Annotated in this window: 22 protein-coding genes; 15 read left to right on the forward strand and 7 right to left on the reverse strand. The window is 68.8% G+C overall.

The genetic code is table 11. The features are described from left to right. Positions 1–292: 292 nt before the first annotated feature. A complete protein-coding gene (locus LI94_RS24465) occupies positions 293–586 on the forward strand; it encodes a hypothetical protein (protein WP_239651193.1) in 294 nt (97 codons plus the stop codon). Here LI94_RS24465 and LI94_RS09565 read toward each other — a convergent pair. Next, positions 495–1,478 (reverse strand): quinone oxidoreductase, encoded by a 984-nt coding sequence (locus LI94_RS09565; RefSeq protein ID WP_046301038.1) that lies wholly within the window; start codon positions 1,476–1,478, stop codon positions 495–497. The two genes, LI94_RS24465 and LI94_RS09565, sit on opposite strands and share 92 nt — an antisense overlap. Positions 1,479–1,509: 31 nt before the next feature. Here LI94_RS09565 and LI94_RS09570 point away from each other — a divergent pair, with 31 nt between their 5' ends. Continuing rightward, entirely contained in the window at positions 1,510–2,232 is a 723-nt protein-coding gene (locus LI94_RS09570) for a hypothetical protein (protein WP_046301046.1), read from the forward strand. On the opposite strand, the gene LI94_RS09575 is transcribed toward LI94_RS09570, so the two are convergent. The 4 genes from LI94_RS09575 to mptB are packed head-to-tail and all read right to left on the reverse strand — an operon-like array spanning position 2,188 to position 6,706. After that, entirely contained in the window at positions 2,188–3,123 is a 936-nt protein-coding gene (locus LI94_RS09575; RefSeq protein WP_046301047.1) for a heme A synthase, read from the reverse strand. The two genes, LI94_RS09570 and LI94_RS09575, sit on opposite strands and share 45 nt — an antisense overlap. Before the next feature lie 57 nt (positions 3,124–3,180). Then, complete coding sequence (locus LI94_RS09580; RefSeq protein ID WP_046301039.1) at positions 3,181–3,969, reverse strand: ABC transporter permease; 789 nt, start codon at positions 3,967–3,969, stop codon at positions 3,181–3,183. Then, positions 3,966–4,904, reverse strand: a complete 939-nt coding sequence (locus LI94_RS09585; protein WP_024444068.1) for an ABC transporter ATP-binding protein — start codon at positions 4,902–4,904, stop codon at positions 3,966–3,968. Before LI94_RS09585 ends, LI94_RS09580 begins: the two co-directional genes overlap by 4 nt. Beyond that, on the reverse strand, positions 4,901–6,706 hold the full coding sequence (mptB, locus tag LI94_RS09590; protein ID WP_046301040.1) for a polyprenol phosphomannose-dependent alpha 1,6 mannosyltransferase MptB: 1,806 nt from the start codon (positions 6,704–6,706) through the stop codon (positions 4,901–4,903). The genes LI94_RS09585 and mptB overlap by 4 nt, the downstream gene beginning before the upstream one ends. A 139-nt stretch (positions 6,707–6,845) precedes the next feature. Between mptB and LI94_RS09595 the strand changes: the two genes are divergently transcribed. The 9 genes from LI94_RS09595 to LI94_RS09635 all read left to right on the forward strand — a co-directional run bounded on the left by LI94_RS09595 (position 6,846) and on the right by LI94_RS09635 (position 15,969). Further along, the gene (locus LI94_RS09595) at positions 6,846–7,670 is read left to right on the forward strand and encodes a metalloregulator ArsR/SmtB family transcription factor (RefSeq protein ID WP_239651192.1); all 825 of its coding nucleotides are present in this window, start codon (positions 6,846–6,848) and stop codon (positions 7,668–7,670) included. A 67-nt stretch (positions 7,671–7,737) separates the two neighbouring features. After that, a complete protein-coding gene (gene sufB / locus LI94_RS09600) occupies positions 7,738–9,186 on the forward strand; it encodes a Fe-S cluster assembly protein SufB (protein ID WP_024443386.1) in 1,449 nt (482 codons plus the stop codon). Between the two features lie 15 nt (positions 9,187–9,201). Continuing rightward, positions 9,202–10,380 carry a Fe-S cluster assembly protein SufD gene (gene sufD / locus LI94_RS09605; RefSeq protein ID WP_046301049.1) on the forward strand — a complete coding sequence of 393 codons (1,179 nt, stop codon included), beginning with the start codon at positions 9,202–9,204 and terminating at the stop codon, positions 10,378–10,380. A gap of 34 nt (positions 10,381–10,414) precedes the next feature. Next, a complete protein-coding gene (sufC, locus tag LI94_RS09610; RefSeq protein ID WP_024443388.1) occupies positions 10,415–11,203 on the forward strand; it encodes a Fe-S cluster assembly ATPase SufC in 789 nt (262 codons plus the stop codon). A 3-nt stretch (positions 11,204–11,206) separates the two neighbouring features. Next, on the forward strand, positions 11,207–12,469 hold the full coding sequence (locus LI94_RS09615; RefSeq protein WP_046301041.1) for a cysteine desulfurase: 1,263 nt from the start codon (positions 11,207–11,209) through the stop codon (positions 12,467–12,469). A 3-nt stretch (positions 12,470–12,472) separates the two neighbouring features. Continuing rightward, on the forward strand, positions 12,473–12,970 hold the full coding sequence (sufU, locus tag LI94_RS09620) for a Fe-S cluster assembly sulfur transfer protein SufU (protein WP_024443390.1): 498 nt from the start codon (positions 12,473–12,475) through the stop codon (positions 12,968–12,970). Beyond that, positions 12,967–13,308: a metal-sulfur cluster assembly factor gene (locus LI94_RS09625; RefSeq protein WP_024443391.1), complete on the forward strand. Its 342-nt coding sequence runs from the start codon at positions 12,967–12,969 to the stop codon at positions 13,306–13,308. The genes sufU and LI94_RS09625 overlap by 4 nt, the downstream gene beginning before the upstream one ends. Before the next feature lie 2 nt (positions 13,309–13,310). After that, positions 13,311–14,135: an MBL fold metallo-hydrolase gene (locus tag LI94_RS09630; protein ID WP_024443392.1), complete on the forward strand. Its 825-nt coding sequence runs from the start codon at positions 13,311–13,313 to the stop codon at positions 14,133–14,135. Between the two features lie 100 nt (positions 14,136–14,235). Continuing rightward, on the forward strand, positions 14,236–15,969 hold the full coding sequence (locus LI94_RS09635) for an amidohydrolase (RefSeq protein ID WP_024443393.1): 1,734 nt from the start codon (positions 14,236–14,238) through the stop codon (positions 15,967–15,969). Positions 15,970–15,997: 28 nt separating this feature from the next. Here LI94_RS09635 and LI94_RS09640 read toward each other — a convergent pair whose 3' ends face one another. After that, positions 15,998–16,651: a DUF5666 domain-containing protein gene (locus LI94_RS09640; protein ID WP_024443394.1), complete on the reverse strand. Its 654-nt coding sequence runs from the start codon at positions 16,649–16,651 to the stop codon at positions 15,998–16,000. 177 nt (positions 16,652–16,828) lie between these two features. On the opposite strand from LI94_RS09640, the gene trxA reads away from it, so the two are divergent. From trxA to LI94_RS09660, 4 genes are all read left to right on the forward strand, one after another. After that, entirely contained in the window at positions 16,829–17,203 is a 375-nt protein-coding gene (trxA, locus tag LI94_RS09645) for a thioredoxin (RefSeq protein ID WP_024443395.1), read from the forward strand. Positions 17,204–17,229: 26 nt separating this feature from the next. Beyond that, entirely contained in the window at positions 17,230–18,051 is an 822-nt protein-coding gene (locus LI94_RS09650; protein WP_024443396.1) for an enoyl-CoA hydratase, read from the forward strand. 27 nt (positions 18,052–18,078) lie between these two features. Further along, positions 18,079–19,713, forward strand: a complete 1,635-nt coding sequence (locus LI94_RS09655) for an ABC-F family ATP-binding cassette domain-containing protein (protein ID WP_024443397.1) — start codon at positions 18,079–18,081, stop codon at positions 19,711–19,713. A gap of 75 nt (positions 19,714–19,788) precedes the next feature. Beyond that, entirely contained in the window at positions 19,789–19,989 is a 201-nt protein-coding gene (locus LI94_RS09660; protein ID WP_024443398.1) for a helix-turn-helix domain-containing protein, read from the forward strand. Between the two features lie 34 nt (positions 19,990–20,023). Here the strand turns inward: LI94_RS09660 and LI94_RS09665 are convergent, their stop codons facing one another. Continuing rightward, the gene (locus LI94_RS09665) at positions 20,024–20,587 is read right to left on the reverse strand and encodes a TetR/AcrR family transcriptional regulator (protein WP_046301042.1); all 564 of its coding nucleotides are present in this window, start codon (positions 20,585–20,587) and stop codon (positions 20,024–20,026) included.

Consider the following 20,587-nt stretch of genomic DNA (forward strand, 5'->3'; position numbering starts at 1 on the left):
GCCCCCGACCGCCCCGCCGCCGGCTGCCGCACCGGCCGGTGCGGCCTCGGTGCCGTCGGCTGCAGCGCCGCCCGCGCCCGTGCCCGCCGGTCCGCCGCTGTTCCCCTATCTGGTGGGGGGCGGGCCCCGGATCGACTACGGGTCAGGACTCGGCGCCCACGCCTCCGCCGCGGACAGCGCCAAGCGCAAGACGCCCACCCCGGAGTCTGCCTCGGCCGCGGCGGCAGCGGAATCCCGCCGGGCCACACGTCTCCGGCGGCGCCAAACCAGAACGGGGCACGGTGACGCCGCGATGGGTCTGACCGTCGGGGTGACCCCGGACTGGGGACCGGCACCGGTGTCCGATCACGGTGTGGGGGAACTGGGGCGCTCCGGCAGCGTGCACGGCGCGGGTAGCCGGGCTACCGGGCTCACCCGGCTGGACGGGGCGGAATTCGCCGACGGTCCCCGGGTGCCGCTACTGCCCGACGGCTGGGATCTGGACTCGCGGGCGGTTACGGGTCGAGCACAATCGAGCCCACGGTCTGGCGGCCCTGCAGATCGCGGTGGGCGCGGGCAGCCTCGGCCAGCGGATAGTGCTTGCTGACCGTCACCGTGATCGTGCCATTGCCGATCGCCTCGAAGAGTTCGCCCGCGCGCCAGGCGAATTCCGGTGCGGTACGGGTGAAGTGCGCCAGGTTGGGACGGGTCAGGTAGACCGAGCCCGCCGCATTGAGCCGCTGCGGGTCCACCGGCGGCACCGGCCCACTGGCCGCGCCGAACAGCGCTAAGGTGCCCCGGACGGCGAGACTGGACAGGCTGGCGTCGAACGTCGCCGCACCCACGCCGTCGTATACCGCGACCACCCCGCCGTCGACCAACTCCCGAACCCGGGCGCCGAACGCCGCGGCGTCTTCAGGGGCCGAGCCGGGGTACTCGAGCACTTCCACAGCGCCGGCCTGCCTCGACAATTCGGCCTTGGACGAATTCGAGACCGTGGTGATCACTCGGGCACCGAGCGCGGTCGCCCATTGAGTCAGGATCAGTCCTACCCCGCCGGCGCCGGCATGCAACAACACGGTGTCGCCGGACTGCACGGGATACACCGACGTGATCAGGTAATGCGCCGTCAAGCCCTTGAGCAGCGCGGCGGCGGCCACGTCAGCCTCGATTCCATCGGGGATGAGTGCCGTCAAAGATGCCGGGGCCGTGCAGTATTGGGCGTAGGCGCCGGTCGCGGCCGCCGTCACCACGCGATCGCCCACAGTCAATGCGGTCACTCCCGCGCCGACCTCGGCGACCGTGCCCGCGGCCTCATTGCCCACCACGAACGGCAGCTCGGCCGGGTAGACCCCGGAGCGGAAATACGTGTCGATGTAGTTGACCCCGACGGCCTCGACCCGGATCAACACCTCACCGGAGGCAGGGGAGGGCTGAGGTTTGTCGACCAGGTTCAAAACTTCGGGGCCGCCGGTCGCGGCCACTTCCACGGCGTGCATGGTGACTATCATCTCCGACTATGAGGTCTGCATGAAGCTGGCCCGGCCCGATATCTTCCATCCGCGCATCGTGCTGGCGGTCGATCCGCGGCACGGCCACCACCGTGGCGCCGATACGTCCGGGGCGGTCGACGACGCCGGCGACGATGCCGGCCTGGTGGCGGCGCTGCGCCACCGAGGTCTGCACGCCCGCCGTCTGCCCTGGGATGACCCGGAGACGCTGGCGGCGGACCTGGTGATCCTGCGCACGGCCGGCGGCGCCCCGGCCCGGCACGCCGAATTCTTGAACTGGACAACCCGGGTGGCCCACCTGCTGAACCCGCCGGAAGCGGTGGCCTGGAACGCCGACCGCCGCTACCTGGCCGACCTGCAGTGCGACGGGGTCCCGACGTTGCCGGGACCGCCACCGGCGGAGCTGAGCACGCTGGTTTTCTTCGGTGCCGGCCGATCGCACGCGTTCGGCGCCGCCGGGTCCGACCCGGACTTCGAACTGTGGGATGTCGGGCGTGCCGCCCTGCGTTCGGCCGCCGAACGCTTGAGCATCCGGATCGAAGAGCTGCTCTACGCGCGGGCCGACGTGGCCGGAACCGCCGCGGATCCACGCCTGTTCGGCTTGGATCTGATTGCGCCGCAGTTGGGGTTCAGCGCTCTTGACGCCGGCGAACGAGAGCGAGCGCAGCGCCGCTTCGCCGTCGAGGTCACCGCGGCGCTAGAGCGACTCGGGTTGGGTCCGTTGGCGCAGCGACGCCCATAGCGCCGCCGTCGCGCCGGTGACCAGTACCGCACCCGCCACATGCAGGGTGACCAGTACGGCGGGCACGCCGGTGAAGTACTGGACCACGCCGATCAGTCCTTGCACCAATGTCAGGGCGGTCACCACCGCCAGTCGGCGCATCACCGGTTTGGCCGCCCGCACCGCGGCCAGCCCGAAGGCCAGGCCTATCAATAGACCGAGGAATCCGATCAGCAGCGACTCGTGCAGGTGGGCGAGCGTGGCGACCTCCACCTTGAGGCGGGCCACCGTGCGGGCCGCGCTCTTGTCGCCGGCGTGCGGGCCGGCGCCGGTCACCAGGGTGCCGGTCACCAGCACCGCGGCCAGCGTGACGGCACACAGCGCGGTCAACCCGCGCAACGGTGTCGGGACCCGATAAGTCACCACCGCCGACTCGTCGTCTGTCTGGCCGACTTTCGCATAGAACTGCACCGCCAGCCACACCATCAGCATCGAGACCAGCAGGTGCACAGCCACGGTCCACCAGGCCAGCCCGGTGCGTACCGTGATACCGCCGATCACCGCCTGCAACACCGTGGAGCCGGGCATCAGCCAGGCGTAGACCAGTACCTCGGTACGGCGGTGGGCCCGGAGCACGGCCAGCACGGCCAGCGCCGCGGTGATCACCACCGCGAAGGTGACCATCCGGTTGCCGAACTCGATGGCCTGATGAATCCGCGGAACTTCCGAGACGGCCACCGGGACGTAGCTGCCCGGGAAGCATTGCGGCCAGGTCGGGCAACCCAATCCGGACGCGGTGACCCGCACGATCGCGCCGGTGACGGCGATGAATCCCTGAGTGAAGACGACCGCGGCAGCCAGCCATCGCTGCGTGCGCAGGCCCGGTTCGGGTAGCAGGTCCACCAGGCGCATCAGGAACCGTCCCACGGGCCTGATCGTAGAGGATCGGTAACTACGTCCCGTAGTAGGTCAGCTGAACCGGAACCATCGCACGGCACCGACGGCGGCCAACAGACCCCACACCGTCACCACCGCGAGACCGAACCAGTCGACCGAGACGCTCAGCGCCTGTGCCAGCGCCTCGGTGAGCGCCCCCGAGGGAGTGAGTCGGGCGAGCCAGCGGACCGTGCCGGGCACCAGATCGGTCTCCACGGTCAGTGCGGAGAACCCGCCGAACACGAACCACAGCAGGTTCGCGCCGGCCAGCACGATCTCGGCGCGCAGGCTGCCGCCGAGCAGCAGGCCCAATGCCGCGAAACAGGCGGTACCGAGCGCGATGACCACCGCGCCCAAGCCGAGGCCGGCCAATGTCGGCCGCCAGCCCAGCGCGGCGCCGATCGTGCCGAGCAGCACGGACTGCAACAGCACGACCGTAGCCACCGACAGCGATTTGCCGGCGATGACGCCCCAGACCGGCAGCGCCGTGGCGCCCAGTCGTTTCAGGGCCCCGTAGCGCCGGTCGAACGCCACGGCGATCGCCTGCCCGGTGAACGCGGTAGCGATCACCGCCAGCGACATGATCACCGGCAGCACCGTGGTCGCGCGTTCGGCGTGGCCCTCGCCGAACGGGCCCAGCGGCAACACCGTCAGCCCGACCAGCAGGGTGATCGGAATGAACATCGTCAGCAGCAGCTGCTCGCCGTTGCGCAGCAGCAGGGTCAGCTCCAACCGGTACTGCGCGGCCAGCATCGCGGGCACGCGGGCCGGACGGGGGTCGGGGGTGAAGGTGCCGGGCGCGAAGACCTGCTGAGCACTCATGGGCGTAGCTCCCGTCCGGTCAGCTCCAAGAACACGTCCTCGAGGCTGCGCTGCTCGACCCGCAGCTGGGTGGCCAGCACATCCATCCGGGCGCACCAGGAGGTCACGGTCGCCAGCACCTGGGGGTCGACGGTTCCTTCGACGAGGTATTCACCGGGCAGCACCTCGCTGGCCCGATACCCCTCCGGCAACGCCGCGATCAGCAACGACAGGTCCAGTCGCGGAGGTGCGGTGAACCGCAGCTGGCCCTGGGCGCCGCTGCGGGTCAACTCCGCGGGCGTGCCGGCGGCGACCACCGCGCCGTGGTCGATGATCAGCAGCCGGTCGGCCAGCTCCTCGGCCTCGCGCAGGTGGTGGGTGGTCAGCACCACGGTCACGCCGTCGCGGCGCAACGCATCGATCAGCTCCCACACCAGCAGCCGGGCGTGCGCGTCCATACCGGCGGTCGGCTCGTCGAGGAAGACCAGTTCCGGCCGGCCGACCAGGGCGCAGGCCAACGCGAGCCGCTGCTGCTGCCCGCCGGAGAGCCGGCGGTAGGTGGTGCGTGCCGCATCGGTCAGGCCCAGGGTGTCCAGCAGCCACTGCGGGTCCAGCGGGTTGGCCGAATACGACGCCACCAGCTTGAGCATCTCGCCGGCACGTGCGGCCGGGTAGCCGCCGCCGCCCTGCAGCATCACCCCGATGCGCTCCCGAAGCCGGTCATTGTCGGCGACCGGGTCCAAGCCGAGCACCTCGATGGTTCCGGCGTCCGGGCGGACGAAGCCTTCGCACATCTCGACCGTGGTCGTCTTCCCGGCGCCGTTCGGGCCGAGGAGGGCGAACACTTCGGCGGTCTGCACGTCGAAATCCAGGCCGGCGACCGCTTCGATCGCAGCAGGACCGGTCCCGTAACGCTTGCGTACCCCGCGCAAGCGCACCGCGACAGCTGAGTTCACGGAGAATCAGCGTAAGCGTCGGTGGCAGCGGCCGGCCGCGGGGTCGGTTCCTCGGCCGGTGCATCGCCCGTCGGGGCGCCGGCTTCGGCCGGTAACTCGCGCCACGGCAGGCGCCGATAGGTCAGCAGGAACAACCCCAACACCACCACGGCGCTGGCCAGGGTGGCGTCCACGATCTGGAACAGCGCGAAGCGGTCGCCGTTGGCGGTCGGGCCGAAGATGCCCACCACCAGGGTTACCGCGATCACCGCGATGCGGAAGTTCGGCCGGGTCGCCCACGCCGCCAGCGGGATGATCGCCCACAGCAGGTACCAGGGCTGGACCACCGGAAACAGCAGGACGGTGATGCCCAGCGCAACGCCGAGCCCCCCGACCGGATGCAGCCGGCCGTTGAACACCACCAGCAACAGCCACACCACCAGGACCGCGATGATCAGGACGCCGATGGCACGGGTCAGCGACAGCACCGCGGTGGTGTGATCACCCAGACCGAGCAGGATCCCCACCTGGCCCGTGCCGAGGGCGATCAGCGTCGGCGGCGACATCCAGCTGCGCACCACATTGGCCGTGCCCAGGGTGAACACCCACCCGAAGCCCAGCCCACTGGCCCAGCCGATCAAGCCCGTCACCGCCGCCGCCAGCGCGGCCATGCTCGTACCGGCCAGCAGAAACGCCCGCACGTCGCCGCCCCACCGCCAGCCCAGCGCCATCGCGACAAACCCGAGCGCCAGCAGCGACGGCAGCTTGACCTGCGATGACAGCGTGATCAGCACCGCCCCGATGAGCAGCCCGGCCAGCGGAGCCCAGTCGTCCCGGCCGGGGCGACTGCGCACATCCGGCCATAGCGGTTTGGCCGCGGTGATCCCGCGCAACGCGAACTCCGTGCCGGTCAGCATGAGTCCGAGCATCAATGCCTCGTTGTGGATGCCGGCCACCAGGTGCATCAGCAACAGTGGATTGGCCGCTCCGAGCCACAGGGCGCTGACCTCGGCGACCCCGCAGCGCGCGGCCAGGCGCGGCACCGCCCACACGATCAATCCGACCCCGAGCAGCACCACCACCCGGTGGCACAGCACCGCGGTGACGATGTTTTCCCCGGTCAACGCCGAGATTCCGCGACCGATCCACAAGAACAGTGGACCGTAGGGCGCCGGCGTCTCCCGCCAGAGGCTGGGCACGGACAGCGTGAAGACGTGGTCCAGGCCCAGCGCCGGTGCCGGGCCCACCCGGTAGGGGTCCAGTCCGAGCCGGGAGATCTGACTCTGCGCCAGGTAGGAGTAGACGTCCTTGCTGTACATCGGCGGTGCCACCAGCAGCGGCAGCATCCACAGCAGCAGGGTGCGGTCGAGCTGACTGCGCGACATCCGGCGGTTGCCTTCTGTCGGACGACGATGCGCCGAGGTACGAGGGGCCGAGGAGTCCGGCGATCGGGCTTCTGTCGGACGACGATGCGCCGAGGTACGAGGTGCGGAGGAGTCCGGTGAAGAAGACAGCGCGAACCGCCCCAGCATGAGCCAGGCCAGCGCCATCATCACCGCGCCGGTGGTGGTCATGGTCAGGGCCACCGTCGCGAGCCGCGACGGCAGGTTCAGCAGCCGGACTCCGAAGGTCGGGTCCTGCACCACCGGCCGTGCACCGGCCCCGAGCGCACCGATGGCCATCAGCACGGTGCCGGTGGCGCCGAACCGGCGGGTTCTCCGCAATGCGACCAGTTCAGCGGCGTTAAGCGGGGAGCCGACGGTGCGCTCGTCGCCGTGCAGGTGCGCGATCGACGAGCTCAGCGAGTGCCGGCGGAGGGCCATCACAGCAGCGTAACGGCCGCTCTTCGAAGCCTGGGGACGCCCGGCGCCGCGCCGGATGTGATCAGCGCAACGGCCGATCCGGGCTGAACTGAGGTAACCCTTTCTAGACCGAGCTCTGGAATTGCGTCACACTGGTGTTGTGAAATTCGAGGCCTCCGAAATGGGGGAGGTGGACACCGCAACCGAAACCGCCGGGCAACGCCCCGGCGGTACGGTTACGGCGGACACCCCGGCCGAAGTCGCCGGCGGCCACGACACGCGTCACGCGGTGGTACGCCTGCTGATGGAATCCGGATCGATCACCGCGGGGGAGATCGGCGCCCGGTTGGGTTTGTCGGCCGCCGGGGTGCGTCGCCACCTCGATGCCCTGATCGAGATGGGTGACGCCGAGGCACATGCGGCGGCATCCTGGCAGCAGGTGGGACGCGGGCGTCCGGCGAAGCGGTTCCAGCTCACCGACGCCGGCCGCGGCAAGCTCGGCCACCGCTACGACGACCTCGCGGTGGCCGCCATGCGCCAGCTGCGCGAGATCGGCGGCGAGGACGCGGTGGTCGACTTCGCTCGACAGCGCATTGACGCCATCCTGGCCAAGGTGGCGGCCGTCGCAGCCGGCAGCGGCACGGGCGACGACGGCGACCTGGAGGCCACCGCCCAACGCATCGCCGGCGCGCTGACGGAGGCCGGCTATGCCGCCACCACGGCTCGGGTGCAGGGAGGTGTACCCGGGGTGCAGATCCTGCAGCACCACTGCCCGGTGGCCAACGTCGCCAAGGAGTTCCCGGAATTGTGCCGGGCCGAGCGGCAGGCGATGGCCGAAGTGCTGGGCACTCACGTGCAACGGTTGGCGACCATCGCCGACGGCGGCTACGTCTGCACCACCCATGTGCCACTGACCAACCGGAGCGCCAAGATCGCCAAGGCCGGCAAGTCCGGCGCCGCCGCGACCGTCAAAAAACAGCATTAGCAGCACCGACCGACCTTCGGCGCACACCCTGCGCCGAAGCCATCACGAGCACCGAAGGAGTGTCACCATGACACTGACGCCGGAGGCCACCACAGCAGCTGTGGAGCCGACCACCCAGGAAGAGACGATCGCGTCGCTGGGCCGGTACGAATACGGTTGGGCCGACACCGATGCCGCGGGCGCCGCCGCCCAGCGCGGGCTGTCCGAAGCCGTGGTGCGCGACATCTCGGCGAAGAAGAACGAGCCGGAGTGGATGCTCGAAGCCCGCCTGCGGGCCTACCGGACCTTCATGAAGAAGCCGATGCCCAACTGGGGTTCGGATCTGTCCGGCATCGACTTCGACAACATCAAGTACTTCGTGCGGTCCACCGAAAAGCAGGCCCAGACCTGGGACGACCTGCCCGAGGACATCCGTAACACCTACGACCGGCTGGGTATCCCGGAGGCTGAGAAGCAGCGCTACATCGGTGGTGTGGCGGCCCAGTACGAGTCCGAGGTCGTCTACCACAAGATCCGCGAAGACCTGGAAGCCCAGGGCGTCGTCTTCCTTGACACCGACACCGCGCTCAAGGAACACGAGGAGCTGTTCCGCGAGTACTTCGGCACGGTGATCCCGGCGGGCGACAACAAGTTCTCCGCGCTCAACACCGCGGTGTGGAGCGGGGGATCGTTCATCTACGTGCCCAAGGGCGTGCACGTCGACATCCCGCTGCAGGCCTACTTCCGGATCAACACCGAGAACATGGGCCAGTTCGAGCGGACGCTGATGATCATCGACGAAGACGCCTATGTGCACTACATCGAGGGCTGCACCGCGCCGGTCTATACCTCGGACTCGCTGCACTCCGCGGTGGTGGAGATCGTCGTCAAGCCGGGCGGCCGGTGCCGCTACACCACCATCCAGAACTGGTCGGTCAACGTCTACAACCTGGTCACCAAACGGGCCCGGGCCGAGGCCGGAGCCACCATGGAATGGGTCGACGGCAACATCGGCTCGAAGGTCACCATGAAGTACCCGGCGGTGTGGATGACCGGCGAGCACGCCAAGGGCGAGGTGCTCTCGGTGGCGTTCGCCGGCGAGGACCAGCACCAGGACACCGGCGCCAAGATGCTGCACCTGGCGCCCAACACGTCGTCGAACATCGTCTCCAAGTCGGTGTCGCGCGGCGGCGGTCGGTCCTCATACCGGGGTCTGGTGGAGATCCACAAGGGCGCGCACGGGGCGAAGTCGAGCGTGAAATGCGATGCGCTGCTGGTCGACAACGTCAGCCGCAGCGACACCTACCCCTACGTCGACATCCGTGAGGACGACGTCACCGTCGGCCACGAGGCCACCGTGTCGAAGGTCAGCGAAAACCAGCTGTTCTACCTGATGAGCCGTGGCCTGACCGAGGACGAGGCGATGGCGATGGTGGTGCGCGGCTTCGTCGAGCCGATCGCCAAGGAACTGCCGATGGAATATGCGCTGGAACTCAACAAGCTGATCCAGCTGCAGATGGAAGGCTCGGTGGGCTAGGTGACCTCGACTGGTTTGACGTCCGCCCCGGCGGCCAACCTGACCGCAGCGGTCGAAGGCGGCACCAAGGGCACCGCGTTCACCTCGTTCGACGTCGAGGCATTCGAGGTGCCGCACGGTCGCGATGAGATGTGGCGGTTCACCCCGCTGCGCCGGCTGCGCGGCCTGCACGACGGCTCCGCGGTCGCCGACGCGTCCGCAGGCATCGAAGTCCGCGGTTCGGACACGGTGCGGATCGAGACGGTCGCACGCGGCGACCACCGGCTCGGTGCGGCTGGCGTGCCCGCGGACCGCATTGCGGCCCAGGCCTTCTCGGCGTTTCGTGAGGCGACGGTGGTAACCGTGCCCAAGGAAGTCAGCGTCGAGGAACCCATCGCGATCACGGTCACCGGCCCGGGGGCCGGAGCGACGGCCTACGGCCATCTGCAGGTGCGCGCTGAGGAACTGTCGCGGGCAACGGTCGTGATCGACGTGCGGGGCGGTGGGACCTACGCCGACAACCTGGAACTCGTGGTCGGCGACGGCGCTGCGCTGACCGTGGTGTGGATCGCCGACGCCGACTCGGATCTGGTGCACGTCACCATGCATCACGCGGCGCTGGGCAAGGACGCGGTGCTGCGCCACAGCGCCGTGCAGCTGGGTGGCGAACTGGTGCGTCTGACCGGACGGGTCCGCTTCGACGGCCCGGGGGGCGACGCCGAGATGCTCGGCCTGTACTTCGCCGACGACGGCCAGCACCTCGAATCGCGGCTGCTGGTCGACCACGCTCAGCCCAACTGCCGGTCGAACGTGCTGTACAAGGGTGCGCTGCAAGGTGACCCGGATTCGGCCCTGCCGGACGCCCGCACCGTCTGGGTCGGCGACGTGCTGATCCGCGCGACCGGCGTCGGCACCGACACCTTCGAGGTGAACCGCAACCTTGTCCTGGCCGACGGTGCCCGGGCCGACTCGATCCCCAACCTCGAAATCGAGACCGGGGAGATCGTGCAGGCCGGACACGCCAGTGCGACTGGACGATTCGATGACCTGCAGTTGTTCTACCTACAGGCGCGCGGCATCCCGGAAGAGCAGGCCCGACGCCTGATCGTGCGCGGCTTCTTCGGCGAGATCATCGGCAAGATCCCCGTTCCGGCTGTGCAGGAACGCCTCACCGAGGCCGTCGAGCGTGAACTCGCGGTCACCGAGAACCAATAACCCCGAACTCATCATCTAAGGACACGCATCAGCAATGAGCACACTGGAAATCAAGGACCTGCATGTGAGTGTGTCGCCTGGCGGCACCGGCGACGACGGCACGGCCGACATCCCGATTCTGCACGGCGTCGACCTCACGGTGAACTCCGGTGAGACGCACGCCTTGATGGGCCCCAACGGGTCGGGCAAGTCCACCCTGTCGTACGCGATTGCCGGGCACCCCAAGTACACCGTCACGTCCGGGTCGATCACCCTCGACGGCGAAGACGTGCTGGCGATGAGCATCGATGAGCGTGCGCGTGCGGGACTGTTCCTGGCCATGCAATACCCGGTCGAGGTGCCGGGGGTGTCGATGTCGAACTTCCTGCGCACCGCGGTGACCGCCGTGCGCGGCGAGGCGCCGAAGCTGCGGGCCTGGATCAAGGAGCAGCGCGCGGCCTTCACCGAATTGGGCATCGACTCCGCGTTCGCCGAGCGCAACGTCAACGAGGGCTTCTCCGGTGGTGAGAAGAAGCGCCACGAGATCCTGCAGCTGAGCCTGCTCAAGCCGAAGATCGCGGTCCTCGACGAGACCGACTCCGGCCTGGACGTCGACGCGCTGCGGGTGGTCAGCGAAGGGGTGAATCGCTACCAGGAGGCGGAGAACGGTGGCGTGCTGGTGATCACGCACTACACCCGCATCCTGCGCTACATCCAGCCGCAGTTCGTGCACGTCTTCGCGGGCGGCCGGATCGTCGAGTCGGGTGGGCCGGAGCTGGCCGACGAGCTGGAGGAGAACGGCTACGAGCGCTTCACCGCCGAGGCGGCAGTGGCGGAGGCGTAGGACATGACACTTTCGGTCAGTCGTCCGGCGGTGCCGGACCTCGATGCGATTCGGGCGGATTTCCCGATCCTGAACCGTGTCATGCGCGGCGGAAGCCGGCTGGCCTACCTGGACTCCGGGGCCACCTCGCAGCGTCCGCTGCCGGTGCTCGACGCCGAGCGGGAGTTCCTGCTGAACTCCAACGGTGCGGTGCACCGCGGGGCGCACCAGCTCATGGAGGAGGCCACCGACGCCTACGAGGACGGCCGGTCTGCGATCGCGCGCTTCGTCGGCGCCCACCCGGATGAGCTGGTGTTCACCAAGAACGCCACCGAGTCGCTGAACCTGGTGTCCTATGTGCTCGGCGACGACCGCTTCGAGTCGGCCGTCGGCCCCGGCGATGTCATCGTCACCACCGAATTGGAGCACCACGCCAACCTGATTCCGTGGCAGGAACTGGCGCGGCGTACCGGTGCGACCCTGCAGTGGTACGCGGTGACGCCCGATGGGCGCATCGACCTGGACTCGCTGGAACTCGACGAGCGGGTCAAAGTCGTTGCGTTCACTCATCACTCCAACGTGACCGGTGCACTGGCCCCGGTCGCCGAGCTGGTGTCGCGGGCGCGCGCGGTGGGTGCATTCACCGTGCTGGACGCCTGCCAGTCCGTTCCGCACCAGCCGGTCGACTTCCACGCGCTGGGGGTGGACTTCGCGGCGTTCTCCGGGCACAAGATGCTGGGGCCCAACGGGATCGGGGTGCTCTACGGCCGGCGGGAGCTGTTGGCGACGCTGCCGCCATTCCTCACCGGTGGATCGATGATCGAGACCGTCACGATGGCTTCGAGCACCTACGCGCCGGCGCCGCAACGTTTTGAGGCCGGTACGCCGATGACCTCGCAGGTCGTCGGGCTGGCTGCGGCCGCTCGCTACCTGGACGCGATCGGGATGGATGTGGTGGCCGCCCACGAAGGTGAGCTGGTGGCCGCCGCGCTCGAGGGCCTCGCCGGCATTCCCGGGGTGCATATCGTCGGGCCGACCACGACGGTCGACCGCGGCTCGCCGGTGTCGTTCGTGATCGACGGGGTGCACGCGCACGATGTCGGGCAGGTACTCGACGACGACGGTGTCGCGGTCAGGGTGGGCCACCACTGTGCCATGCCGTTGCACCGCAAATTCAATGTGGCGGCCACCGCGCGCGCCTCATTCGCGGTGTACAACACCCACGAGGAGGTGGAGCGCCTGCTGGCGGGTGTGCGCCGAGCCGTGGAATTCTTTGGGGGAGTGTGAGACTTGCGTCTTGAGCAGTTCTATCAAGAGGTGATCCTCGATCACTACAAGCATCCGCAGCATCGCGGCCTGCGGGAGCCCTACGGCGCGCAGGTGTATCACGTCAATCCCACCTGCGGTGACGAACTGACCCTGCGGGTGGCGCTGTCGGCCGACGGTACGCAGATCGCCGATGTCTCCTACGACGGGCAGGGTTGCTCGATCTCGCAGGCAGCCACCTCGGTGCTGGCCACCCAGGTGATCGGCTTGACGGTGGAGCAGGCGTGCGCGACATTCGATGCGTTCCACGAAATGGTGTCGTCGCGCGGCAGCGTGGAAGGCGACGAGGAGGTGCTCGGCGACGGTATCGCGTTCGCCGGAGTGGCCAAGTACCCGGCGCGAGTCAAGTGCGCGTTGCTCGGCTGGATGGCGTTCAAAGATGCTTTGGCACAGGCACTCGCGAAGACATCGGAACAAACGCTGGCATCAGTCAGTGGCACAACCCAGGAGATGAATCGATGAGCGAATTGGGACCGGACGAGCTGCTCGCCGAAGTCGAGGAATCGATGCACGACGTCATCGACCCGGAGATCGGCATCAACGTGATGGACCTGGGCCTGGTGTATGACCTGTCGATCCGGCAGGACGAGGACGGGGCGGCCGCGGTCGTCACCATGACCCTCACCTCGCCGGCCTGCCCGCTGCAGGACATGATCGCCGAACAGGTCGAGAACGCCACGGTGGGTGCCGGCCTGGTCAAGAAGGTCGACCTGTCCTGGGTCTGGGAGCCGGCCTGGGGACCGGACAAGATCACCGACGAGGGCCGCGAGATGATGCGCGCAGTCGGTTTCACGGTCTGACCGTGCCGGCATCCGAGTTCTGGCTGTGCCGGACCTGCGGTGTCGAACACGATGCGACGCCGCAGGTGTGTGCGATCTGCGAGGACGACCGGCAATGGGTGCCGCAGGACGGCCAGCACTGGGCCACGTTGGACGGCTTGGTCGCCGAGGGCATGCGGTCCTACGCCTTTGAGCTAGAACCCGGATTGATCGGGATCGGCAGCAACCCGCCCCTGGGTATCGGTCAACTGGGCAAGCTGGTGTGCACGCCCAGCGGCAACATCCTCTGGGATCCTTCGGGATTCATCGATGAGGCCGGGGTCGCTGCGGCGCTCGAGCAGGGCCCGGTGCTCGGTGTGGTAGCCAGTCACCCGCACATGTTCGGCGCCCAGGTGGAATGGGGCCGGCGACTCGGCGGGGTACCGGTGTACGTCAACGCCGCGGACAAAGAATGGGTGATGCGTCCGGATCCGGCGATCCGATACTGGTCCGGGCGGTTGGAGATCGCACCCGGATTGACCCTGATTCAAGTCGGCGGGCACTTTCCGGGCAGCTCCGTCGCCTGCTGGGACGCCGGTGCCGACGGTCGCGGAGTGCTGCTGGTCGGCGACACCGTATTCCCGAACCCGGACCGGCGCACCGTGGCCTTCTTGCGCAGCTACCCGAACCGGATACCGCTGTCGGCCGCTGTCGCCCAGCGGATGGCCGAGACGATGGAACAGTTGCGCTTCGACCGCATTTACGGCCTGCACACCAACACCATCGACACCGATGCGGTGGCCGCGGTCCGGTTCTCGGCGGACCGCCACGCAGCCTGGGCCCGCGGCGACCACGACGACCTCACCTAGCGCGGGACCGGTCAACGTTGTCATGTGTCCCGGCCGGCGGCCCGGGAGGCGGGCGCTGCCATACTCGTCGCGTGACTGCGACCGAAAACGAGCGGACACGGTGACGACAAGCAGACGACGGTTTATGGCCGGGATGGCTGCCGCCGCGGCCGGCACAGCCGTCGGTGGGCTCGCCGGGTGCGGATCACGAGGGCCGGGGGCCGACACGATCTTCGTCGGTGGCCCGGTGGTGACAGTGGCACCCGGCGCCCCGGAAGCCGAAGCACTCGCCGTCACCGGCGGACGGATCAGCCAGGTCGGCGCAGCCGACGACGTGCTGCGACTGCGTGGGTCGGACACCACCGTCATCGACCTGCGCGGCCGGGCGCTGCTACCGGCGTTCGTGGAGCCGCATGGGCATCCCTTCGAAATGGGCTCCACCCTGGCCCCACCGGCCATCGACGTGCGGCCCTTCACCGTCCCCACCGCCAACGGGGTATTCGCCAAGCTGGCCGAGGCCGTGGCAGACACCCCCAAGGGCCAGCCGATTCTGCTCAACGGGGTGGATCCGCTGCTGCAGACCGGGCTACAGCCCTTCACCCGGGCCGAACTGTCCCGGCTGGCCCCGAACAATCCCGTGGTGATCATCTCCAACAGCGGCCACGCCGCTTACGGCAACACCGCCGCGTTCACCGCGGCCGGCATCACCAAAACCACCCCCAACCCGGCCGGAGCGCAGTACCTCCACGGCCCGGACGGACAGCTGACCGGCGAGGTGCGTGAGGCGGCGGCGGTGATGGCGTTGATCGCGCCGTTCTCCGGGGCGATCATGGCCAACGCCGGGGATAACCTGCGCTGGGCCTACGCGCAACTCGCGCGCGCGGGAATCGCCACGGCCACCGAGCATTCCTATGACGCACGTGCCCAGTCTGAGGTGTTCGGCAAGCTCGCCCAGCAGGCCGACTGCGCGGTGCGGGTGCGGGCCTATGAGATCGGCACCGCAGATCTGGCTGCGGATTCGAAGAATGTGCGCGGCAAGCGAGCCCGCGCCGACGTGCTGTTCGACAAGATCGGGATGAAGATGTGGGCGGACGGTTCGCCCTGGCAGGGCAACATCTTCACCACCTTCCCGTATCTGACCAACGCCACCACGGCGAACATGGGGCTGGGACCCGACCACCGCGGCAGGATGAACTACTCGCCCGAGCAGATCCAGGAACTGACCAAGGCCTTCGTCGATCAGCATTGGCAGGTCTCCTGCCACGTCCACGGCGATGCCGCGATCGACGTGGTGCTGGACGCGTTCGAACAGGCGCGCACACCGCCGGCGCTACGGCCCCGGATCGAACATGTCGGGGCCATGCGGCCCGATCAGTTCGCGCGGGCCGCCAAGCTGGGAATCACCCCCAGCCTGTTCATCGAACACCTCTATTTCTGGGGAGATGTGTTGGTGGACAAGCTGTTCGGTCCAGAACACGGCTCGCACTGGATGTCGGCGCGGTCGGCCCTGGACGCCGGCTTGCACCTGTCGTTCCACAATGACGGCACCGTCACCCCGCCCAATCCGATCGGCAACATCGCCACCGCGGTGAACCGGATCGCCAAGGGCAGCGGCCGGGTGCTGGCCCCCGAGCAGCGCATCGGCGTCGACGCGGCGATCAAGGCGCAGACCCTCAACGCCGCATGGCAACTGCGGCTGGACACCGAGATCGGCAGCCTGGAAGCCGGCAAGTACGCCGATCTGGTGGTGCTGTCGCACAACCCCCGCCGGGTTCCGCCGGACGAACTGCGTGACGTGGCTGTGGAGGCCACTTATCTGATGGGGCGGCAGACCTACGGGAAGGTGCTGGGGTAGGGGTTGGCGAGCGGGCGCCTCGGGCCCGCTACGCGGGCCGCTCGAGGCAATCGCCGTTGGCCGTCCACACGGTGACCCGGCGTGCCTGCAGCACACCGTCGCCGTCGGTGGTGCCACCGGCGGCGACACACTTTCCGGGGCTGATCGACGGCGCGCTGACGGCGACCATCCGGCGGAAGCGGGTGCTGTCGTTGAGCGTGACGGTGGTCGGGCCGGACGGGCCGCTGACGGTCAGGGTGTCGCCGGAGACCGACTCGACCACACCGCGTACGCCATGGTGCGGCTTCGCCGGCGCCGGAGCGTCGGCCGCGGCGGCGGGCCGCTGCGGGCACTGGCCGTCGACCGTGGTGCTGATCGCCACGAACTTCGCGGTGATGGCGCCGTCGTCGGCCGGGGCGCTGTCGCGACCGGCACCGGCCTTGATGCAGGTGCCGGCGGTGATCTCGCCGCGCTGGGCGGGCACCGATTCGAAAATCCGGGTGTCATCGGCCAACGAAACGGTGGTGGTGCCGGCCGAGCGGGCCACCTCGAAGGTGTCGCCGGACACCGAGGAGACCGAACCCATCACGTGGTCGCCCTGGGCGTGCGCCAATGCCGGGACGAACATCCCGGCCGCGAACAGCGCGGTCACTCCGGTCAGGGCGCGGATCGTGTGGGTGGGTGTGCTCGGGCGGGGGGACATCGGCAGTCTCCGTTCGTTGATATCGGCGACGGTGGATACCGCCGACCGGTGCTACCACCGTCGATGGTCGAGTTAGCGGGCAGCTAGCTCTGAGCTGTGAGCCCGCTGTGTAGACCACTCGGCACCTGCGCGACGGCCGCCGGGAACACCGGGAGGCGTCCGGGCGTTACCCCAATCATGGCAACCCAAGACCTCACCGCAGCGAAGTTCGAAGAAACCATCGCCGACAACGACATCGTGCTCGTCGACTTCTGGGCGTCCTGGTGTGGACCGTGTCGATCGTTCGCGCCGACGTTCGCGGCTGTCTCCGAGAAGCACCCCGACGTGGTGTTCGCCAAGGTCGATACCGAAGCCGAGCAGCAGCTGGCCGCTGCCGCCCAGATCCGCTCCATTCCCACCCTGATGGCGTTCAAGAAGGGCACCCTGGTGTTCAACCAGGCCGGCGCCCTACCCGCTGCGGCGTTGGAGAACCTGGTCCAGCAGGTCAAGGACCTCGACGTCGAGGCCGCCCTGGCCGAGCAGGCCGCTGCCGGCAAGCCCGAGCAGGTCTGAGTGCGCGCACGCGATAGCGTGCATCCGTGTCTTCCGAATCCGAATTCGTCCTGGTCGAGCGCCCACGCCCGCACGTCGCCCTGATCACGCTGAACCGCCCGGAGCGGATGAACTCCATGGCGTTCGACGTCATGGTTCCGCTACGCGACGTGCTGGCAGAAGTCAGCTACGACAACTCGGTGCGGGTGGTGGTGCTGACCGGGGCGGGCCGCGGGTTCTCCTCGGGCGCTGACCACAAGTCCGCGGGTTCGGTGCCCAATGTGGCCGGCCTGACCCGGCCCACATTCGGGCTGCGCTCGATGGAACTCCTCGACGACATCATCCTGGGCCTACGGCGCCTGCACCAGCCGGTGATCGCCGCGGTCAACGGGGCGGCCATCGGGGGCGGACTGTGCCTGGCGCTGGCGGCCGACATCCGCGTCGCCGCGTCGGGCGCCTACTTTCGGGCGGCCGGCATCAACAACGGGTTGACCGCCAGTGAGCTGGGCCTGAGTTACTTGTTGCCCCGAGCGATCGGGGCGTCGCGGGCGTTCGAGATCATGCTCACCGGCCGCGACGTCGACGCCGCCGAGGCCGAGCGAATCGGCCTGGTCTCGCGCGTGGTGGAGCAGCGCGACCTGCTGGACACCTGCTACGACATGGCCGAGCGGATCGCCGGCTTCTCCCGGCCGGGGGCCGAATTGACCAAGCGGACGCTCTGGAGCGGACTCGACGCCGGTAGTCTGGAGGGGCACATGCAGGCCGAGGGGCTCGGACAGCTCTACGTGCGCCTGCTGACCAGCAACTTCGAGGAAGCCGTCGCTGCGCGCGCCGAGAAGCGCCCGCCTGCCTTCACTGACGATAAGTAGCAATAACCACGACAGGAGTACGCGCGCGTGATTACCGCAACGGGCCTGGAGGTCCGCGCCGGAGCGCGCACCCTGCTCGACTCGGTGGACTCGGTGCTGCGGGTGCAACCCGGCGACCGGATCGGTCTGGTCGGCCGTAACGGCGCCGGCAAGACGACGACGCTGCGCATCCTGGCCGGTGAAGGTGAGCCCTACGCCGGCACCATCACCCGCACCGGCGAGGTGGGCTACCTGCCGCAGGACCCTAGGGAAGGCAACCTCGACGTCCTGGCGCGCGACCGGGTGCTGTCAGCCCGAGGCCTGGACGCCATCCTGGCCGACCTGGAGAAGCAGCAGGTACGGATGGCCGAGGTCGTCGACGAGACCGAGCGCGACCGTGCCATCCGCCGCTACGGCCAGCTCGAAGAGCGCTTCTCCGCCCTGGGCGGCTACGCCGCCGAGAGCGAGGCGGGCCGGATCTGCACCAGCCTGGGCCTGCCCGACCGGGTGCTGACCCAGCCGCTGCGCACTCTGTCCGGCGGACAGCGCCGCCGCGTGGAACTGGCCCGGATCCTGTTCGCCGCCTCAGAAGCGGGAGCGGGCGGTTCGAACCAGACCACCCTGCTGCTCGACGAACCGACCAACCACCTCGACGCGGACTCCATCGGCTGGCTGCGGGACTTCCTGAAGAACCACAGCGGGGGACTGGTCCTGATCAGCCACGACGTGGACCTGTTGGCCGACGTGGTCAACCGGGTGTGGTTCCTCGATGCGGTGCGCGGCGAGGCCGACGTCTACAACATGGGCTGGCAGAAGTACCTCGACGCCCGAGCCACCGATGAGCAGCGTCGCCGCCGGGAGCGGGCCAACGCCGAACGTAAGGTCGCCGCGCTGCGCAACCAGGCCGCGAAGCTGGGCGCCAAAGCCACCAAAGCCGTTGCCGCGCAGAACATGTTGCGTCGCGCCGACCGGATGCTGGCGGCGCTGGATGAGGAACGGGTCGCCGACAAGGTCGCCCGGATCAAGTTCCCCACCCCGTCGGCCTGCGGGAAAACCCCATTGATGGCATCTGGGCTGACCAAGGTCTACGGCTCGCTGGAGATCTTCACCGGTGTCGACCTGGCCATCGACCGGGGCTCGCGCGTTGTCGTGCTGGGCCTCAATGGGGCCGGCAAGACCACCCTGCTGCGACTGCTCGCCGGCGTCGAAACCCCCGACGCGGGTCAGTTGGAGCCCGGATACGGCTGCAAGATCGGCTACTTCGCCCAGGAGCACGACACCATCGACAACGCCGCGACGGTGTGGGAGAACATTCGGCACGCGGCCCCCGACACCTCCGAGCAGGATCTGCGGGGACTGCTGGGCGCGTTCATGTTCACCGGGCCGCAGCTGGAGCAACCGGCCGGCACGCTGTCCGGCGGTGAGAAGACCCGACTGGCGCTGGCCGGTCTGGTGGCATCCACCGCGAACGTGCTGCTGCTCGACGAGCCGACCAACAACCTCGACCCGGCGTCACGTGAGCAGGTACTCGACGCGCTGCGCAGCTATGCCGGTGCGGTGGTGCTGGTCACCCACGACCCGGGCGCGGCCGAGGCGCTCGACCCGCAGCGGGTGGTGTTGCTGCCCGATGGCACCGAGGATCACTGGTCGGCGGACTACCGGGATCTGATCGAGCTCGCCTGATTCAGTCAAAGTCGCCCGGTGGCGGCACCGTCTTCTTACGCTGAACCCGTTGGGCCGGCGAGGGGATGGTGGGACGTGGCGACAACGACGAAACCGAACAAGCAACGCGATCGTCAACTGGTCGAGTTGCGCAGCGCCTACGAGGGCGGGGCGAGCATCCGGACCCTGGCGGCCTCGACCGGCCGATCGTACGGATCCGTGCACAGCATGCTGCGCGAGTCGGGTGTGGCGATGCGCAGCCGCGGTGGGCCCAACCACCGCACCCGATCTCGCTAGCCACTGCGCAGCCGCGCGTCACTGCGCAGCGAAATCAGCTCTGCCGCACCGAATCCTCGACCAGGTCGAGGACCGCTGACAGTCGCTGTGGATCTTCGCCCGAGGCCAGTCGCGCGACCAGGCCGTCGAGTACCAGATCCAGATAGCAGTGCAACACGTCGCCGGGGACGTCGTCGCGCACCCGGCCGGCTTGCTTCTGTCGATGCAGCCGATCCGTTGCGGCAGCAGCCAATTCGGCCGATCGCTCCGCCCAGCCCTGGCTGAACTCCGGGTCGTGACGCAGTTTGCGGGCGATCTCTAGTCGGGTGGCCAGCCAGTCGAACTGCTCCGGCGCCGCGAGCATGTCCCGCATCACGCCGATCAGGCCCTCGCGCGAGGCCAGATCAGCCATCCGCTGCGCGTCCTCGCGCGCCAACTCGAAGAACAGTGTGTCCTTATCGCGGAAGTGATGGAAGATCGCCCCGCGCGACAGCCCGATCATCTGCTCCAGTCGTCGTACCGTCGCCTGGTCGTAGCCGTAGGCGGCGAAGCAGCGCCGCGCGCCATCGAGGATCTGGCGGCGCCGGGCCGCCAGATGATCCTCGCTGACCCTGGGCAT

Source organism: Mycobacterium sp. UM_Kg27 (assembly GCF_000972905.1).
Classification (GTDB): domain Bacteria; phylum Actinomycetota; class Actinomycetes; order Mycobacteriales; family Mycobacteriaceae; genus Mycobacterium.

Bases quoted from the DNA above. Each gene is read 5' to 3' on its own strand.
- LI94_RS24465 (WP_239651193.1), top strand. From the start codon at position 293: ATGGGTCTGACCGTCGGGGTGACCCCGGACTGGGGACCGGCACCGGTG.
- LI94_RS09565 (WP_046301038.1), bottom strand. From the start codon at position 1,478: ATGCACGCCGTGGAAGTGGCCGCGACCGGCGGCCCCGAAGTTTTGAAC.
- LI94_RS09570 (WP_046301046.1), top strand. From the start codon at position 1,510: ATGAAGCTGGCCCGGCCCGATATCTTCCATCCGCGCATCGTGCTGGCG.
- LI94_RS09575 (WP_046301047.1), bottom strand. From the start codon at position 3,123: ATGCGCCTGGTGGACCTGCTACCCGAACCGGGCCTGCGCACGCAGCGA.
- LI94_RS09580 (WP_046301039.1), bottom strand. From the start codon at position 3,969: ATGAGTGCTCAGCAGGTCTTCGCGCCCGGCACCTTCACCCCCGACCCC.
- mptB (WP_046301040.1), bottom strand. From the start codon at position 6,706: ATGGCCCTCCGCCGGCACTCGCTGAGCTCGTCGATCGCGCACCTGCAC.
- sufB (WP_024443386.1), top strand. From the start codon at position 7,738: ATGACACTGACGCCGGAGGCCACCACAGCAGCTGTGGAGCCGACCACC.
- sufC (WP_024443388.1), top strand. From the start codon at position 10,415: ATGAGCACACTGGAAATCAAGGACCTGCATGTGAGTGTGTCGCCTGGC.
- LI94_RS09615 (WP_046301041.1), top strand. From the start codon at position 11,207: ATGACACTTTCGGTCAGTCGTCCGGCGGTGCCGGACCTCGATGCGATT.
- LI94_RS09625 (WP_024443391.1), top strand. From the start codon at position 12,967: ATGAGCGAATTGGGACCGGACGAGCTGCTCGCCGAAGTCGAGGAATCG.
- LI94_RS09640 (WP_024443394.1), bottom strand. From the start codon at position 16,651: ATGTCCCCCCGCCCGAGCACACCCACCCACACGATCCGCGCCCTGACC.
- trxA (WP_024443395.1), top strand. From the start codon at position 16,829: ATGGCAACCCAAGACCTCACCGCAGCGAAGTTCGAAGAAACCATCGCC.
- LI94_RS09665 (WP_046301042.1), bottom strand. From the start codon at position 20,587: ATGCCCAGGGTCAGCGAGGATCATCTGGCGGCCCGGCGCCGCCAGATC.